Genomic DNA, 16,487 nt, shown 5'->3' with positions numbered 1-16,487 from the left:
TCCTGGCCATCAGGGTGCAGCGAACACGGCTGCGGGAAACACCGGAGAAAGCGGTTCGCAGGGATTTGTTACCTGTTTGTAACGACTTCTTTCCCACTCATTTCCTATGATGGAGGGAGTTGCAGGAAAAGGAGGCGTTAATGGTGAACAAAAGCGCGAAAACAGGCTTGTCCGCGCTGTTGGCCGTCACGGTGTTGACCGGGCCGTTCGCGGCAGTTCCGCAGACCGTTCATGCCTTGACCGTGGAAGATGTTTCAGCAGACGATCCGGACACGGATGAGGAGACCGAATACACGATCGAGATTGAAATCGACAAGGACCTGAAGGCCGGAGACGAGATCATCGTCAAGTTTCCCAGCGATTACAAGGTGTACAAAAGTCTGAAACGGTCGGACGTCAGCTTGGAGGATGACCGTGGCCGCTCGATCGACATCAAGAGCGTGTCAGTGAGCAAGACCACCGTCAAAGTAAAAGTGGACGAACGGGTGAAGGCGGACACGACGCTGACCCTGACGATCGACAAGATCACCAATCCGAAAAGCAAGGGCGACTATACCATCAAAGTGGAGACCTCAAACGAGTCGTCAAAAAGCTACAAGGTGTCCGTCGGCAAATCCTCAAGCAGCAACAAAACAAGCAGCAAATCGTTCGAAGTCAGCCAAAGCAGTCAAGATGCGGGAGCTTCCACCTCGCTGACGCTGGGCAAAATCAGCCTGTCCAAGTCGGACAAGTTGAAAAAGGGCAAGTACATCTACGTCGATTTCCCGGCAAAGGACATGCTGCCGAAAAGCATCGACAAATCCGATGTCAAGGTTAACAGCTACAAAGCCCAGAACGTCTCCGTCACGGACAGTGACACCGTGCGAATCGAGGTGCCCAGCGGCGCGGACGGGGACAACTACATCAAGCTGGAGTTTGCCACATCGGCGGATATTCAAAACCCGTCCGAGGCCGGAACCAGCTACGTGTACAAGGTGTCGTACAACAATCGTACGTACGAGTCGGAGAAAGTCGAGATCAAGGATTCCAAAAAGGCGTCCTTTGACGTAGCCCTCTCCGACAAGGCTCCGGGGGCCCGCAGCAGTTACCGGATGGATCTGAATTTGTCCGCCAAAGTGAGCGGCGGCACCGACATCACGGTGGAGTTTCCCAGTGTGGACATGGTCCCGCCCTTCATCTCCGAGTCCGCGATCAAGGTGAACGGCGAACAGGTGACCAACGTCGGCGTCAGCGGCGGAAAGGTTTCTTTTCGCACGCCCAGCCGGTTTAGCAGCAGCAGCAAGCTGAGCATTGAGTTTGGCCTGGATGCCTTTGTGACCAACCCGAAAACAGCGGGATCGTACGAGCTGGTCGTCACGGTGGACAAGAAAAAGTACTGGTCCAAACCGTTCGACATCACCGGTATGGCAGTTCCCGCCGCGCCGGTGGCTGTGGACAACAGCACGGCCACAGTGGGGCTGACCAAAACGGCGGCGCAGGCAGTCACCGGCCTGCAGGTCGGAATCAAGGCACTGGGCATGCCGCTGGAGAAAAACAAGGGCTTTGTCGAAATCGTACTGCCGCTCGAATTCCGCGTACCGGCGTACATCCAGCCGAACAGCGTGACCGTCAACGGGGTAGCGGCCGCGTACGTCGGCGTTCGCGGCAAGAACGTGCTCGTCTACCCGGCGCAAGACCTCCCGGTTAACGTGCCGGTCCAAATCAACGTGCTGGAGTCGGCAGGCATCGCCGCACCGGCTGCGCCGGGCACCTACAGCATCGGGGTTTATACGTCCGAACAGCAGGGAGTGCTGTTCTCCCGCCCGGTTACCATCGTGTCGCCAAACGCAGTCAGCTTCAAGGCAAACGTGGCGTCGTTTACCAAACAGGGCAAGACGCAAGCCTTGGCAGCAGCGCCGTTCACCGTAAACGGCCACACGCTGATGCCCGCGTCTTTCTTCCGCGACGCGCTCGGCATGTCCGTGACCTGGACCAAGTCCTCCGCGCGGATCGTCAGCGGGGGCACTACCATCCAGTTCACGGTCGGGTCCAAGACCGCGACCGTCAACGGCAAGGCGGTGACGCTGCCGGTCGCCGTACAGGCGCGCAACAACATGCCGGTCGTGCCGCTCCGATTCGTCGCCGAGCGGACGCAGTACAAGATCACCTACTACAACGGCAACTACACCGTGTACAAGTAAACACACGAAAGCACGCTGCCCCGTTTCCGCGGAAACGGGGCTTAGTGTTGGGGCAGCCTCACCGTCATCTTCGGTGGGGCTGTTTTTTGGTCTAAAAGGACATCCCCCTCCATACGATGGTACAAGAAGCGGTACGTTAGGAGGGAGCAGGATGAACGACCAGATGAAGCGGCCTCGCCACGAAGTCGTGATGATCAACCGCCGCAGCCTGGCGATTTCCGGAGTGAAAAACGTCGAAAGCTTTGACAGCGAGGAGTTCTTGCTGGAGACGGAAGGCGGCTATTTAACCATACGCGGCCAGAACCTGCATATGAAAAACCTCAGTCTGGAGACCGGAGAAGTGGCGATTGACGGCCTGGTTCACGAAATGGTCTATCTGGAACAAGGGCACGCCAGCGACCGGTCCAGAGGATTCTTCGGGAAGTTGTTCAAGTGAGCATTGCCGTTCAGATTCAAACGGTTCTGGTCATGTCGGCGTGCGGGGCGCTAATGGGGATGGGGTACGATACCTACCACGTCTTGACAGGAAGAAGCAGACTGCCGGCGTGGCTGTTGTTTGTTTGCGACGTGTTGTTCTGGCTGGGCAGCATGGGGCTTGTGTTTTTCATCCTGGTCAAGGTGAATGACGGCATTGTACGGTTTCCCATCTTTCTCGGCATGTTGTTTGGGGCATGGGTGTATTTTGTCATAGGAAGTAAGAAGTATATCCAATTCCTGATGGCCGTGATAAAATTTTGTAAGTGGTTATATCGAACCATTTTGCGGGTGATTGACCTGCTCATCATCCGTCCCATCCTGTTTGTCTACCGCCTGGTCTTCATGTTGCTTGCGTCTTTGTACGCGGCCGTGATGACCGTGTTCGGGTTTGGGTGGAAGCTGGCGCGTTACACCGCGTCTCCTTTTGCCAGATGGGGTCGGCATTTGGGGAAAAAATGTACCGAAACACAACAGGATTTTGGACCAATTGGAAGAATTGGTTTCACTCTAAGAAGAAGCAGGAGTAACGACATTAGAGGTGGCCTGACATGACTACACCATCCCCCTCTCACGTCAACAGAAAAGGGCAAAAGCGCAGGATACGTCTCTTTCTGTTCTTCGTCCTCTGCCTGTTTGTCTGGATCGGCTACACACTCTACCTCCAGAGTGGAATGCTGTCTGAGAAGGAAGCGGAGCTGGAAACCCTGAAGAAGGAAGCGGCCGAGGTACAGCAGCAGCAAGCGGAGCTGTCTTACAAGGCAAGCCGTCTGTACGACCAGGAGTACATCGCCGAACTGGCGCGAAAAGAGTGGTTTCTCACCAAGCCTGGGGAGAGCATATACGTGATTCCGGAATAGTCGCTCAGGTTATCTACGAGCAGAGGGAGGCTTTCCACTTTCATGGGAGTCGAGGTAGGGAGCAAGCTTGAAGGAAAAGTGACTGGCATCACGAAATTCGGCGCGTTTGTGGAGCTGCCCGGCGGCGTGACCGGTCTCGTGCACATCAGCGAAATTGCGGACACGTATGTGAGGGATATTCACCAGCACCTGAAAGTGGGCGATGTCGTGACGGTAAAGGTATTGCACGTCCGTGACGGCAAGATTGGCCTGTCCATTAAAAAAGCCCGGGACAAGGAGCGGGGGCCGCGTCCCCAGCGGGAGCGAGGAGACGGGTTTGAAGAAAAGCTGAGCCGGTTCCTCAAGGACAGCGAAGACCGCCAGATGTCTCTGCGGAAAAAACGGGACAAGCGAGGACGAGGTCGTTAGCGAAAGGTTTTGACTTTTTTCACTTTTCTTTCTAACAAAAATGCGCAATTTGACGATAAATTGAGGAAGGGCATTTTAAAAACGTGACGAATGGTAATTATTAAGCCCGTTTCGCTAAGCGCGAATCACCTGTCAGCCGACGTTGACCGCCAAAACGTCGGTTTTTTTTTGTCCCTTTGCGTCAATGAATTTGTCGCACGATTCTGAGAATGCTTCAAGGTATTTTGACAAAATTTACAAAACCTCCTCCGTATAATGGTAACCACATTGATGCCAGAACGGGGTGGTGTAACGATGATCGCAAACAAAAACATATCCGACACGGGCCATGTATGGGCGCGCCGTGTCTCACAACAATGGGAAGCGGCGACAGGCAGCTGGGGGCAAAAGGTCGCAGATACCGCACAGAAATGGCATGTCCTTCCGATGTTGATGGGCTTTTTGCTCGGACGAGCCCTGATCCTGGAGGAGCTGTCGCCGTTTGTTGTGCCGTATCTCATGGTGATGTACTACCTGCGTCGGGATTGCGTAATCATTTCGGCTGCGGCGCTGATCCTCGGGGCGTTTTCGCAGGCGATTCCGCTGGGCCTGCAGGCGACCATCAGTGTCGCACTTGGTCTGTTCGTATGCAAATGGAGCGAGCGGTTCCGGCGGAAGGATTTTTCCCGGACGCCTCTTTTGGTGTTCGTGACGGTGTTCGTCAGCCATCTGCTGTTTGCTGTCATTACCAATCAGGTAACTACGTACAAACTGGTAATGGTGGCGGTGGAGGGCGTGCTCAGCTTTGTGCTGACGCTGATCTTCATCCAGTCGCTGTCGATCGTCCATTTGGCCAAACCGTACGAACCGCTGAAAAATGAAGAAGTGGTGTCGCTCGTCATCCTGCTGGCGTCGCTGATGACGGGGACGGTGGACTGGGTCGTCGAAGGCGTCTCCATGGAACACGTGCTCTCCCGTTACCTGCTGCTGCTGTTTGCCTTTACCGGCGGCGGGACGATCGGGGCAGCGGTGGGGGTCGTCACCGGTCTTATCCTCAGCCTGGCCAACGTCAGCGCGCTGCTGCAAATCAATCTGCTCGCTTTTTCCGGATTGCTGGCCGGACTGCTCAAGGAGGCGGGCAAGGCAGGGGTCTCCGCCGGGCTTTTGATCGGCACGGCGATTCTGGCGATCTACGGCGGGGCGGAGGACACCCTGTACCTGTCGTTGACCGAATCGGGACTGGCCATCCTCCTGTTCGTCCTGACGCCGGCGGCTTTGTGGAAAAAAGTCGCCCGATTCATCCCCGGCACGCCGGAAAACCTGCAATCCCACCAGGAGTACATGCGGCGCGTGCGGGATGTGACGGCGGGGAAAATCCAGCAGTTCGCCGAGCTGTTCACGCAGCTTTCCAAAAGCTTTGCCCAGACGTCCGACGCCGAGGAGCGGGAAGAACAGGCAGACGTCTTCCTGAGCCGGGTGACCTCGTTTACCTGCCAGAAGTGCTGGAAAAAGAACAGTGTTGGGAAAAGGATACGCAGGCCACGTATCAAGGGATGCGCTGGCTGGCGGAAAAACTGTACGAAACCGGCACGCTGGCCGGCGTCACTCCGCCGCGCGACTGGGAGCGCAAATGTGTCAAGGTGGACAAGGTGTTTACCGTAATGGAGCAGGAATTCGAACGGGAGCAGTCATTTGAGCAGTTGAAGCGGCAGGTGCGGGAAAGCCGCAAGCTGGTGGCCGACCAACTGTCAGGTGTCTCCCGGGTGATGAGCGATTTTGCCCGCGAGATTCAGCGGGAGGGCATGGAGCTGACCCTGCAGGAAAAGCAGGTGTCGCAGGCCCTGGAAGGACTGGGGCTGTCTGTGCGTCGTGTGGAGATCCATAACCTGGAAGAAGGCAAGGTAGACATCGAGATCAGCCAGCCGACCTGTTACGGACGGGACGAGTGTGCCAAAATCGTCGCTCCGATGCTGACCGAAATCCTGGGCGAGAACATCGTGGTGAGGGAGCGGCACTGCGAGCCGCAAAAGGATGGGGCGTGCCGGATGTGCCTTGCTTCCGCCAAAGCGTTCGACATCGACATCGGAGTGGCCGGCGCCGCCAAGGACGGCAAGCTGTTGTCCGGCGACAGTTTCCGCACGATGGATCTGGGCAACAGCAAGATGGCCTTGGCGATCAGCGACGGTATGGGTAACGGCGAGCGGGCGTATCTGGAGAGCCAGTCGGCGTTGGACATGCTGCAGCAGCTGCTCCGGTCGGGTATCGACGAAAAACTGTCGATCAAGACCGTCAATTCCGTACTGGCGCTGCGCTCCACCGACGAGATGTTTGCCACGGTCGATCTCGCGCTGATCGACCTGCAGACCGCCCATGTCAGGTTTGTCAAAATCGGCTCTACCCCCAGCTTCATCAAACGGGGGGATGACGTCATCACTGTAACCGCCAGCAACCTGCCCGCCGGCATATTGGAGGATATCGAGGTGGATGTGGTTACGCGGACATTGAAGCCAGGCGACCTGCTGATCATGATGTCCGACGGCATTTACGAGGCGCCCCGACACATCGAAAACAGGCAGGTCTGGATGAAGCGGATGATTTCCGAACTGCAGACGGCCGACCCGCAGGAAGTGGCCGACCTGCTTTTGGAGCGGGTGATCCGGCAGCACTCCGGCAGCATTGTCGACGATATGACCGTGCTGGTGGCTCGCCTCGACCGTTTTGTGCCGCAGTGGTCGGCCATCCAGGTGCACGGGATGCCCAAGCTGGAACGGCCGCGGGTCGTGAGCTGAAAGGTATGATTCCCTTCCCCTCTGTCGATACTGGTAGCGAAATACAAATATAGGCAGAATGGGGAGATTTTTGTGAAAGAAGCTACACTGCGGCAAATTCTGGTCGTTACAGACGGCTGCTCCAATGCCGGCATAAGCCCGGTGGCAGCAGCGGCACTGGCCAGGGAACAAGGCATAACGGTAAACGTCATCGGCGTGATTGAAAAGGGCGATATGGGCGAGCAGGGGGAAAAGGAAATCCGCGAGATCGCAAATGCGGGCGGAGGTCTGTACGACATCGTTTACCCGCAGCAGTTGGCGCAAACGGTGCAGATGCTGACGCGAAAAGCCATGACTCGAACGATCCACCATGTCGTCAACAAGGAATTGAAGGAGATTTTAGGCGATTCCGCCATCGACGTGCTGTCTCCGGAAAAGCGGGTCCAGGTAGCAGGCATGGTGGACGAGCTGGGGGAACGGAGCCGTCTGGACGTGGTCATGCTTGTCGATACGTCCGGCAGTATGAAATCAAAGCTCAGCGCCGTTCAGCAGGCGATCCACGATTTCAGCATCAGCTTGCGCTCACGCAGCGGGCAGAGCCGCATGGCCGTTTGTTCATTTCCTGGGAAACAAAAGCATCTGGATGTGCGCATTCCGTGGACAGATCAGGTAGAACAGGCGCATCAGCTGACGTCCGGGCTGACCATGAGCGGAATCACGCCTACCGGACCGGCGATCGTAGAAGCGATTGCGCTCTTTGAGCACGTACAGCTCCCGGCTTCGCTGTCCGAACGCTTCCGTAACGAACAGGAAGAAGACGACGGCAGTCTGCGCGACCATGTCTTCTAACAAACCGACGATACCCGACCTGCCCCTGCAGTTTTGCGGCAAATGGAACCAAAAGTCGTACCGCGTCCTGCGGGAGCTGGGACGCGGGGCGAATGGCGCCGTGTATCTGGCCGCCCAGGGAGGCGTGCGGCGGGCCGTCAAAGTCGGGGCGGAGGGCATGGACCTTTTAATGGAAGTGAACGTGCTGAAAAGCGTGCAGCAGGGGCGGGATGCTCGCGTGGCGCCGCTGGTCAGCGACGTGGATGATCTGGTCATCAACGGCAAGACCTTTACCTTTTACGCCATGGAATACCTGGAGGGGGAGCAGTTGGATCGCTATGTCAAACGGATGGGGACCGATTGGGTGCCTATCCTGATGATCCAACTGCTGGCCCGGTTGGAGATACTGCACCGACACGGCTGGGTGTTCGGCGACCTGAAACCGGAAAACGTGATGGTCACCCATGCGGACAAGCAGGTTCGGCTCATTGATTTCGGAGGCGTCACCAAAATGGGGAACGCAGTCCGCCAGTTCACGGAGGAGTACGACCGCGCCGCATGGCAGGCGGGTGACCGGCGGGCCGACATCGCGTACGACCTGTTTTCCCTGGCGGTCATGGCCGTGCGTCTGTCGGCAGATCCGGAAATGTGGAAAAGCAGGCGCCAGGAACCGCGTCAAACCAGTCTGCTCTGTGATATAATACGGAACAGTGACAGCCTGTACCCGTATCGGGTTTCCCTTGTAAAAGCGCTTCACGGCAAGTACGCATCTGCAGGGGAGATGCGGTCGGAGATGCTCGCCATCGTGCGCGAGCGTACGATCGGCCATCGGGGCAAACAGGCGTCCGACTCTGCGGGTAAGCTGGTGGGAGGGCTGTTTGTCGCCTCCTTGCTGCTGCTTGCGGGGACTCTGTATTACGCATGGATGATGTGAAGGGTGTGACTTGTCGGTGTCCCCAGACTTGGTTATGGATACGTGCCTGTTGGCAGGCGAAATCATGTTGAAGAACGGCGGCGAGACGTACCGCTCAGAGGAAACAATGACGTTGATCGCGCGGGCGGCCGGTATGGATTCGGTCAACAGCTCGGCGACGCCGACCAGCATTATTCTTTCGTTTCGCATCAATGGGGAGGACCATACGCGTATGATTCGCACCCCCCACCGAACCATTGATCTGAACAAGGTCACGCTTGCCAACGACGTGTCCCGCCGCTTTGTCTCCGGGCAAATCACCTTGCAGCAGGCGTATCGGATGCTTTGTGAAATCGATCAGAAAACAACCATTTATCCGAAGTGGTTGCAGCTTGTGGCGGCTGGCATGGCCAGCGGCTCTTTTGCCATGCTTTCCGGCGGATATTGGTACGAACTGCTGCCGGCTGCGTTGGCGGCCGTAACGGTCAGATTAAGCTCCGATTTTTTTGAACAGTTATTCCGGGTGAAATTTTTCTTTGAGTTTGTCTCCGCGCTGTTGGGCGGAATGCTGGCACTGCTTATCGTTACGCTGTTTCCCGAACTGCGCATCAGCGTCCTCATCATCGGGGCGATGCTGCCGCTGTTTCCAGGTATCGCCATTACCAACTCGCTGCGGGACCTGATGGCCGGCGATCTGGTGGCCGGCGTGTCCAGAGGAGCGGAAGCGCTGCTCACGGCACTGTCCGTGGCAGCGGCGACAGCGGTTACCCTGTGGTTCACGAGGTGAGGTGCGATGATTCTGTTGAAAGGTTTGGGATTGAGTTTGTGTTCTTCGATCGCGTGGGGAATGCTGTTTAACGTGCCCGTCCGTACACTGCTGGCCTGTGGTTTGGCCGGCATGACGGGATGGCTGGTCTTTTCCCTGCTGCCGCTGTGGGGGGCGGAAGTGATGCTCTCCACGTTTGCCGCGGCGACGGCTGTCTCGCTGTTGAGCCAACTGCTTTCCATCTTTCTGCGCGTCCCGTCGACCAACTTTAGCGTAGCCGGCATTATTCCCCTGGTGCCCGGTTCGCTGGCCTACAAGGCGATGCTCGCCTTCGTCAACGGTCAGAACATGGAGGGAATATCGCTGGCTACGCAGACGGCGATGGTGGCCGGTGCGATTGCCTTCGGGCTGATTTTTGGCGTGTCGCTCGTGACCATCTGGAAAGGAGTCCGCCATGCGAAAAAACGTGCTGGAAAACGTGCGCAGCCACATTGAGCGGGAGGGGCTGTTGACGTCGGGCGACACCATCGTGGTCGGCCTGTCCGGCGGAAACGACTCGACGGCGCTTCTGCATATCTTGTGGTCGCTAAATCAACACTATCCCTATGGCTGGACACTGCACGCGGTGCACCTCAACCACGGCTTTCGCGGAGAAGAAGCGAGGGAGGACGCCCGCTGCGCGGAGGCTCTCTGTCGGCGGCTCGGGGTCGCGTTTCACCTGTTTGAACGGAATGTCCCCGCTTATATGGAAGAAACGGGGATGGGGGCACAGGAAGCCAGCCGGGCGATTCGCTACGAGCTGTACAGGCAGGTGGCTCAACGTCACGGCGCGGGTAAAGTGGCGCTGGGGCACCATGCCGACGATCAGGTGGAGACGATCCTGTTTCGGTTGCTGCGCGGAACGAGGCTGCACGGCCTGACTGGCATGCCGCAGCGCCGCTGGCTGGAGGAGGGCAAAATCGAGCTGGTGCGCCCGCTGCTGTCGACCAGCCGGTCCGATCTGGAGCGCTACTGCCGCGAGAACGGCCTTGCGCCGCGTGAGGACAGCAGCAACCGCTCGCGAAAGTACAAGCGCAATCTGCTCAGGCTGGACGTCATGCCGCTGTTGGAGCAGGTGAACGAACGCTACCGCGAACACATCCTGTCGCTTTCGGATGCCGTGCGGCAGGATGAGGCGTATCTGCAGCGGGAAAGCGAACGGCGCCTGGAACAGGTGGTGACCCGGAGGAAACCGGACGCTGTAACGGTTGATATTGACAAATTTCAAACTTGTGACGTTGCTTTACAAAGGAGAATGATTACTCTAATATTAAGTTATCTCTCAAGGCAAACCGAATGGTCTTCGCAGCATGTGGAGGCCGTTTTGCACATGATAGAGGGTAACCGTCCATCAGCCGAGCTGCATTTGCCCGAACAGGTGACCGTACAGCGAATGTACGGGCAGGTTTGTTTCCGGAGTGATGGACGTCATCGCCAGATACACGGTTTTCGATACCCGCTTGTTGTCCCAGGGACGACTTTGATCGCGGAGAGCGGAACCAGGATACATACGGTTATTCGTGAAAGCCCGGTCGATTGGGCACAACTGCCGGACAATGCGGTCGTTTTTGATGCGGATCGGCTTCCCGGGCCGCTGTTCGTACGCAGCCGAACCCCGGGTGACCGGTTCACCCCGTTTGGTGCAGAACATGCCAAAAAGCTGAAAGAGCTCCTGATCGACGCCAAGGTGCCGCTGGCGTGGCGGGACAAACTGCCGCTTGTGGTGTCGGGAGAGGAGTTGATCTGGGTGCCCGGCGTCCGCCGTTCCGCCACAGCGCCTGTCGATGATCAGACCAGGCGGGTTTTGTACATGGAAGTTGAGTTTGGAGAAGATTGGCGGGAGGTTTTATTATGAATGACGACATCAAGAAGATCTTGCTGACACAGGAAGAAATCGCTGCAAAAGTAAAAGAGCTGGGTGACATTCTCAGCGAGGAATACCGGGACAAAAACCCGCTGGTCATTTGCGTGCTGAAAGGGGCCGTTTTGTTCATGGCTGACCTGATCCGGCAGATGAACATCCCCTGCGAAATGGACTTTATGGCCGTCTCCAGCTACGGCAGCGGCACGGAGTCGAGCGGCATGGTCAAAATCCTGAAGGACCTGGACACCTCCGTACAGAACCGGCACGTGTTGGTCGTTGAGGACATCATGGACAGCGGTCTCACCTTGAGCCGTCTGGTGGAACTGCTTCGCCACCGGGAGGCAGCTTCGGTCAAAGTGGTGACGCTTCTGAACAAGCCGGAACGGCGCAAAGTGGACATTTCGCCGGACTACAGCGGCTTTACCATTCCGGACGAATTCGTGGTCGGCTACGGGCTGGATTATGCCGAGCGGTACCGCAACTTGCCGTACATCGGCGTGTTGAAACCGGAAGTGTACACCAAGTAGCTTTGTTGTGAAGACCCTGCTTCCTATGGTAAAATGTGAAAAGTGTCTGTTCGTGAGAGGAGGTAAGGAATGAATCGCTTTTTTCGTAACACCGGGTTCTACCTACTAATATTTCTTGTCACGGTCGGGATCGTGAATTTTATCCTCTCCGGTTCTGATAAGGTTGCGAAACTTACATATCAGGAATTCCGGGTACAACTGCAAGCTAACAACATTAGTGAGCTTTCCCTTCGTCCCGAGGGCAGCACCTATCGCGTGGAAGGTACGTTGCTGAAATCTCAGGGACAGGAAAACGAAAAGTTTATCACGTACGTGCCGTTGTACGATTCGGATATGATCGCGCTGCTGAACGAAAAGATTGATGCACAAAAAGTGAAACGGGTCGAATTTGGCCCGCAGGAAGGGAACAGCATCTGGCTGACGTTCCTGACCTCGATCATTCCTTTTGTCATCATCTTCATCCTGTTCTTCTTCCTCTTGAATCAGGCCCAGGGCGGCGGCAGCCGGGTGATGAACTTCGGCAAAAGCCGCGCGAAGCTGTACAACGAAGAGAAGAAACGCGTTACATTTGACGATGTGGCAGGGGCAGACGAAGAGAAGGCGGAGTTGGAGGAAGTCGTCGATTTCCTCAAGGACCCGCGCAAATTCAACGCAGTCGGTGCCCGCATCCCCAAAGGCGTGCTGCTGGTCGGCCCTCCGGGTACGGGTAAAACCCTGCTGGCGCGAGCCGTAGCAGGCGAGGCAGGTGTGCCGTTTTTCAGCATTTCCGGTTCTGACTTCGTGGAGATGTTTGTCGGCGTGGGTGCATCCCGCGTGCGCGACCTGTTTGAAAACGCAAAGAAAAACGCGCCATGTATTATTTTTATCGACGAGATTGACGCCGTCGGCCGCCAGCGCGGTGCGGGGTTGGGCGGCGGCCATGATGAACGCGAGCAGACGCTGAACCAATTGCTCGTGGAAATGGACGGGTTCGCCGGCAACGAAGGCATTATCATCATCGCTGCCACCAACCGTCCGGACATTCTGGACCCGGCCCTGCTGCGTCCGGGACGTTTTGACCGACAAATTACCGTAGACCGCCCGGACATCAAAGGACGGGAAGCGGTGCTGAAAGTCCACGCCCGCAACAAGCCGCTCGGCGACGATGTGAAGCTGGACGTCATCGCCCGCGGGACCTCGGGCTTTACCGGCGCCGATCTGGAGAACCTGCTGAACGAAGCGGCACTCCTGACCGCCCGGAAAAACAAGAAGCAGATCAGCATGGAAGAGGTAGACGAGGCGATCGACCGCGTCATCGCCGGACCGGCCAAGAAATCCCGCGTCATCAGCGAGGAAGAACGCCGTCTCGTGGCATATCACGAAGCGGGTCACACCATCGTCGGCTATCATTTGAAAAATGCGGAAATGGTGCACAAGGTGACCATCATTCCGCGCGGTCAGGCAGGCGGTTACACCGTCATGCTGCCAAAAGAAGACCGCTTTTTTGCCACCAAGTCCGATCTGCTTGACAAGATCACCGGTCTGCTGGGCGGACGGGTTGCAGAAGAGCTGGTGCTGGGCGACATCAGTACCGGTGCGCACAATGACTTCCAGCGCGCGACGGCAATTGCTCGCAGCATGATCACCGAGTACGGCATGAGCCGTCTGGGCCCGATGCAGTTCGGCCGCAACCAGGGACAGGTGTTCCTCGGCCGCGACATCGGCCACGAGCGCAACTACTCCGACCAGATCGCCTACGAGATCGACCAGGAGATGCAGCGCATCATCAACGAGTGCTACGAGCGATGCAAAGAGCTGCTCATCAAGCACCGCGACCAGCTCGAGCTGGTGGCGACCACGCTCCTGCGCGTCGAAACGCTGGATGCGGAGCAGATCAAGCGGCTGATCGAAACGGGCAAACTGGAAGAAGACGACACGGCAGCGGACAACAGCGATGTCGTAGTCAATATCCAGCCCAAAAAGGACGAAGAGACAAACGAAGAACCGAAGGCATAAGGAGCGCTGTGTGCGCTCCTTTTCGTTTGGAGACAAAGTCCGTGGTGTCATGGGTGATAGGGCCCGCTCGGACCAGGCGGGGTCAGTCGAGGTCTGCCTGCTTATGGGCGGGGAGAACTAGGCCGCCTGGCGTGATCGGGAATTATGCGTCCCTCCTATTGAAACTGGGAACAGAATCGGGTACAGTGAAGGTGAATCAACGGAACACGTACGGAAGGAAAAAGTGCAGGAGCGTCAGCCTGCGCTTTTCTATTAGCAAAGGAGGAGATGGCGTTGTTTTCCCAACTGCGCTTGGCGGCTTTTGACATGGACGGTACGTTGTTGAACGAGGACGCACGGATGACGGAGGCGACTCGGGAGGCGTGCCGTCTGCTCCAGGCCAGCGGCTGCAAGCTGGTGCTGTCGACGGGCAGAACGTACCCGTCGGCCCGACTTCCGATTGACGGCTTTCCCTTTGACGGCTACGTCTGCAGCAACGGGGCGGCCGTGTACGAAGCGGACGGACGGCTGGTGCAGCGCACCTTTTTGCCGGCGGACATGGTGCGGGAAGTGGTGGATACACTTCGGCAGGAACTGCTGTATTACGAACTGCACGACACGGCCGGCAACCGCTGGATGGTGCAGGAAGACCGGGAGCGCATCGAAACGCTGATCGGGGAGGATGCTTCGGTGGAAGGCCTGGAGCTGCGCCGCCATGCGTTTTACGAGTGGGCCCGCGTCGCACCGTTGGAGGAGATGATGCGGCTGGTATCGACAGGCGAAGCGGAGATCGTCAAGCTGTTTATCTGGCACCCTGTACCGGAGCAGCTGGAACCGGTGCGTCAGCGCCTGGAACAGTGGGGCGAGTCAGCGGCGATCACTACCTCGGGTCCGTACAACATCGAGGTGATTCCCAAACACGCGTCCAAGTGGGAGGGACTTCTTTATTTTATCCGCAAGTGGGGCTTTACCCCGGAACAGGTCATGGCGTTTGGCGACGCGGACAACGACCGCGAAGCGCTGACCCATGCCGGCTACTCCGTGGCGATGGAGAATGCGGACCCGGCGATCAAAAAAATCGCCCGGTTTATTGCCCCGCACCACAATGAAGACGGGGTCGCCCGGTTTATCCGGGAACGCGTGCTCGGGCGCGGGTAAAAACCAGCAGTTCCCCCAAGGACAATACATTGACAAGGGGGAGCATTGGGATTACAATGGCCCTAAGTTACGACACCATGTAGGGGGATATTCCATGGAAGCCTTGGCGTTAGAGAAGAAAGCGCAGCGAAATGCTGAGTTACGCGAACGGCTGATGCAGTTGAAAAAAGAACGCAATGCCATTATCTTGGCTCACTACTACCAACGGCCGGAGATTCAGGAAGTGGCTGACTATATTGGCGATTCGTTTGGTTTGGCCCAAAAGGCGAAAGAGACCGATGCGGACGTGATACTGTTCTGCGGCGTTCACTTCATGGGAGAAAGTGCAAAAATTCTCAATCCCAACAAGAAGGTGATCATTCCCGACGAGCGGGCCGGCTGTCCGATGGCGGACATGGTCAACGTGGAAGGCCTGCGCCGCCTCAAAGCTCAGCACCCCAACGCCAAAGTCGTGGCGTACATTAATACTTCGGCAGACGTGAAAGCGGAAACATACATCTGCTGTACGTCTTCCAACGCCAAACGCGTGATCGAGTCCATCGACAGTGACGAGATCATCTGGGTGCCGGACAAAAACCTGGGCCACTACGTCTCCCAGTTTACCGACAAGAAAATGATCATCTGGGAAGGGTACTGCAACACCCACGACCAGCTTTCCGTCGAAGACATCATGACGTTGAAACGGCAGCATCCCAACGCGCTGGTCGTCGTCCATCCGGAGTGCCGTCCGGAAGTGGTCGCCCTGGCAGACTACGTCGGTTCCACGACGGGCATTTTGAAGTTCTGCCGCGAGTCCTCCCACAAGGAGTTCATCATCGGGACCGAAGACGGCACGCGCTACATGCTGGAGAAGGACAGTCCGGACAAAACCTTTATCTTTGCGTCGAAGTACCTGGTCTGCCCGAACATGAAGGTAAACAACCTGAAAAAATGCGTGGAAGCCTTGGAAAACATGAAGCCGGAAATTTACGTGCCGGAGGAAATCGCCAACCGTGCTCGCGCTTCGTTGGAGCGCATGCTGGAAGTGGCGCCGGCGTAACGACACAGGCGAGCAAACAGGAAAAAACCTGCACCCGTGTGCACGATGCGCGAGGGTGCAGGTTTTTGCTTGTGGGGGCACATGCAGCGGGCGCGTCCCCGGCAAGACAGGGCGCGCGTAATTACGATGGCATCGGGGTAGGCGTCGGTTCGGCGTAGCCTTCCTTGTAGGTGTCGTCGATAAACTGGCGGATTTCCTTGACCGATTTGCCCTCCTGCTTCAGTTTGGACGAGACGATGGCGATTTCCATGCAGACGCCGCAGCGTGTGCCGTGATCGTCCCAGACGATGGAGCCGTCTTCCCGTTCTTCCTTGATAAAGCAGTTGCCGTTGTGCTGATGGCCGGCGCTTTCCCCGCAGCCGCAGTAGCATGGAATGGATTTCAACAGGTCGCGGTTGGCGGCGGCGATTTTATAGGCCGCTACGATCTGGGGGTCCAGATCGTTCAAAAAGCTGGGCAGTTGGTCCGCCGAGGCGGTCAATTCCTGCAGGTCTCCATTGGGGGCGTGCTGTTGGTGACCGGAGTGGTCGCCCTGGGCATTATCCTGCCCGTCGCAGCCGGCAATCAGGGCCGCCGCCAGGAGACTGATGGCGAGCAACGGTTTCCGTTTCATGCGGGACATACCTCCTTGCGACAATCATATCATATCCTTGTGCAGAAAGTGTGAAAGCCAGCAGGTAAATCGGAATAAATCCTATTTACATCCCGGT

The 16,487-nt window shown here is 57.1% G+C and carries 15 protein-coding genes and 1 pseudogene; 15 read left to right on the top strand and 1 reads right to left on the bottom strand.

The window, feature by feature from the left end; all coding sequences use genetic code 11:
- Positions 1–140: 140 nt before the first annotated feature.
- From Q7F15_RS20035 to nadA, 15 genes and pseudogenes are all read left to right on the top strand, one after another.
- On the top strand, positions 141–2,180 hold the full coding sequence (locus Q7F15_RS20035) for a copper amine oxidase N-terminal domain-containing protein (protein WP_216369541.1): 2,040 nt from the start codon (positions 141–143) through the stop codon (positions 2,178–2,180).
- Positions 2,181–2,331: 151 nt separating this feature from the next.
- Positions 2,332–2,616 (top strand): sporulation protein YabP, encoded by a 285-nt coding sequence (yabP, locus tag Q7F15_RS20030; protein ID WP_171567212.1) that lies wholly within the window; start codon positions 2,332–2,334, stop codon positions 2,614–2,616.
- Positions 2,613–3,209, top strand: a complete 597-nt coding sequence (yabQ, locus tag Q7F15_RS20025; RefSeq protein ID WP_304414837.1) for a spore cortex biosynthesis protein YabQ — start codon at positions 2,613–2,615, stop codon at positions 3,207–3,209. Before yabP ends, yabQ begins: the two co-directional genes overlap by 4 nt.
- On the top strand, positions 3,206–3,514 hold the full coding sequence (locus Q7F15_RS20020) for an FtsB family cell division protein (protein ID WP_171567214.1): 309 nt from the start codon (positions 3,206–3,208) through the stop codon (positions 3,512–3,514). The genes yabQ and Q7F15_RS20020 overlap by 4 nt, the downstream gene beginning before the upstream one ends.
- A gap of 42 nt (positions 3,515–3,556) precedes the next feature.
- Positions 3,557–3,922 carry a S1 RNA-binding domain-containing protein gene (locus tag Q7F15_RS20015; protein ID WP_171567215.1) on the top strand — a complete coding sequence of 122 codons (366 nt, stop codon included), beginning with the start codon at positions 3,557–3,559 and terminating at the stop codon, positions 3,920–3,922.
- 294 nt (positions 3,923–4,216) lie between these two features.
- Positions 4,217–6,690, top strand: a pseudogene (spoIIE, locus tag Q7F15_RS20010) (stage II sporulation protein E).
- A 72-nt stretch (positions 6,691–6,762) separates the two neighbouring features.
- Positions 6,763–7,518, top strand: coding sequence for a vWA domain-containing protein (locus Q7F15_RS20000; protein ID WP_304414834.1), 756 nt, complete (start codon positions 6,763–6,765; stop codon positions 7,516–7,518).
- The gene (gene prkT, locus Q7F15_RS19995) at positions 7,508–8,431 is read left to right on the top strand and encodes a serine/threonine protein kinase PrkT (protein ID WP_171567218.1); all 924 of its coding nucleotides are present in this window, start codon (positions 7,508–7,510) and stop codon (positions 8,429–8,431) included. The genes Q7F15_RS20000 and prkT overlap by 11 nt, the downstream gene beginning before the upstream one ends.
- A gap of 16 nt (positions 8,432–8,447) precedes the next feature.
- Complete coding sequence (locus Q7F15_RS19990) at positions 8,448–9,197, top strand: threonine/serine exporter family protein (protein WP_171567219.1); 750 nt, start codon at positions 8,448–8,450, stop codon at positions 9,195–9,197.
- A gap of 6 nt (positions 9,198–9,203) precedes the next feature.
- Positions 9,204–9,671, top strand: coding sequence for a threonine/serine exporter family protein (locus tag Q7F15_RS19985; protein WP_216369542.1), 468 nt, complete (start codon positions 9,204–9,206; stop codon positions 9,669–9,671).
- Positions 9,643–11,070: a tRNA lysidine(34) synthetase TilS gene (tilS, locus tag Q7F15_RS19980; RefSeq protein ID WP_304415548.1), complete on the top strand. Its 1,428-nt coding sequence runs from the start codon at positions 9,643–9,645 to the stop codon at positions 11,068–11,070. The genes Q7F15_RS19985 and tilS overlap by 29 nt, the downstream gene beginning before the upstream one ends.
- Positions 11,067–11,606, top strand: a complete 540-nt coding sequence (gene hpt, locus Q7F15_RS19975; protein WP_171567220.1) for a hypoxanthine phosphoribosyltransferase — start codon at positions 11,067–11,069, stop codon at positions 11,604–11,606. Before tilS ends, hpt begins: the two co-directional genes overlap by 4 nt.
- Before the next feature lie 69 nt (positions 11,607–11,675).
- Positions 11,676–13,601 carry an ATP-dependent zinc metalloprotease FtsH gene (gene ftsH / locus Q7F15_RS19970; protein ID WP_171567221.1) on the top strand — a complete coding sequence of 642 codons (1,926 nt, stop codon included), beginning with the start codon at positions 11,676–11,678 and terminating at the stop codon, positions 13,599–13,601.
- Positions 13,602–13,874: 273 nt separating this feature from the next.
- On the top strand, positions 13,875–14,738 hold the full coding sequence (locus tag Q7F15_RS19965) for an HAD family hydrolase (RefSeq protein ID WP_249179015.1): 864 nt from the start codon (positions 13,875–13,877) through the stop codon (positions 14,736–14,738).
- A 94-nt stretch (positions 14,739–14,832) separates the two neighbouring features.
- A complete protein-coding gene (gene nadA / locus Q7F15_RS19960) occupies positions 14,833–15,777 on the top strand; it encodes a quinolinate synthase NadA (protein WP_304414833.1) in 945 nt (314 codons plus the stop codon).
- A gap of 121 nt (positions 15,778–15,898) precedes the next feature.
- On the opposite strand, the gene Q7F15_RS19955 is transcribed toward nadA, so the two are convergent.
- Positions 15,899–16,390, bottom strand: a complete 492-nt coding sequence (locus tag Q7F15_RS19955; RefSeq protein WP_171567224.1) for a PCYCGC motif-containing (lipo)protein — start codon at positions 16,388–16,390, stop codon at positions 15,899–15,901.
- Between the last annotated feature and the right edge of the window lie 97 nt (positions 16,391–16,487).

The organism is Brevibacillus aydinogluensis, assembly GCF_961514395.1.
GTDB classification, from domain to species: Bacteria; Bacillota; Bacilli; order Brevibacillales; family Brevibacillaceae; genus Brevibacillus; species Brevibacillus aydinogluensis.
This window is presented reverse-complemented; position numbering and strand designations above follow the sequence as displayed.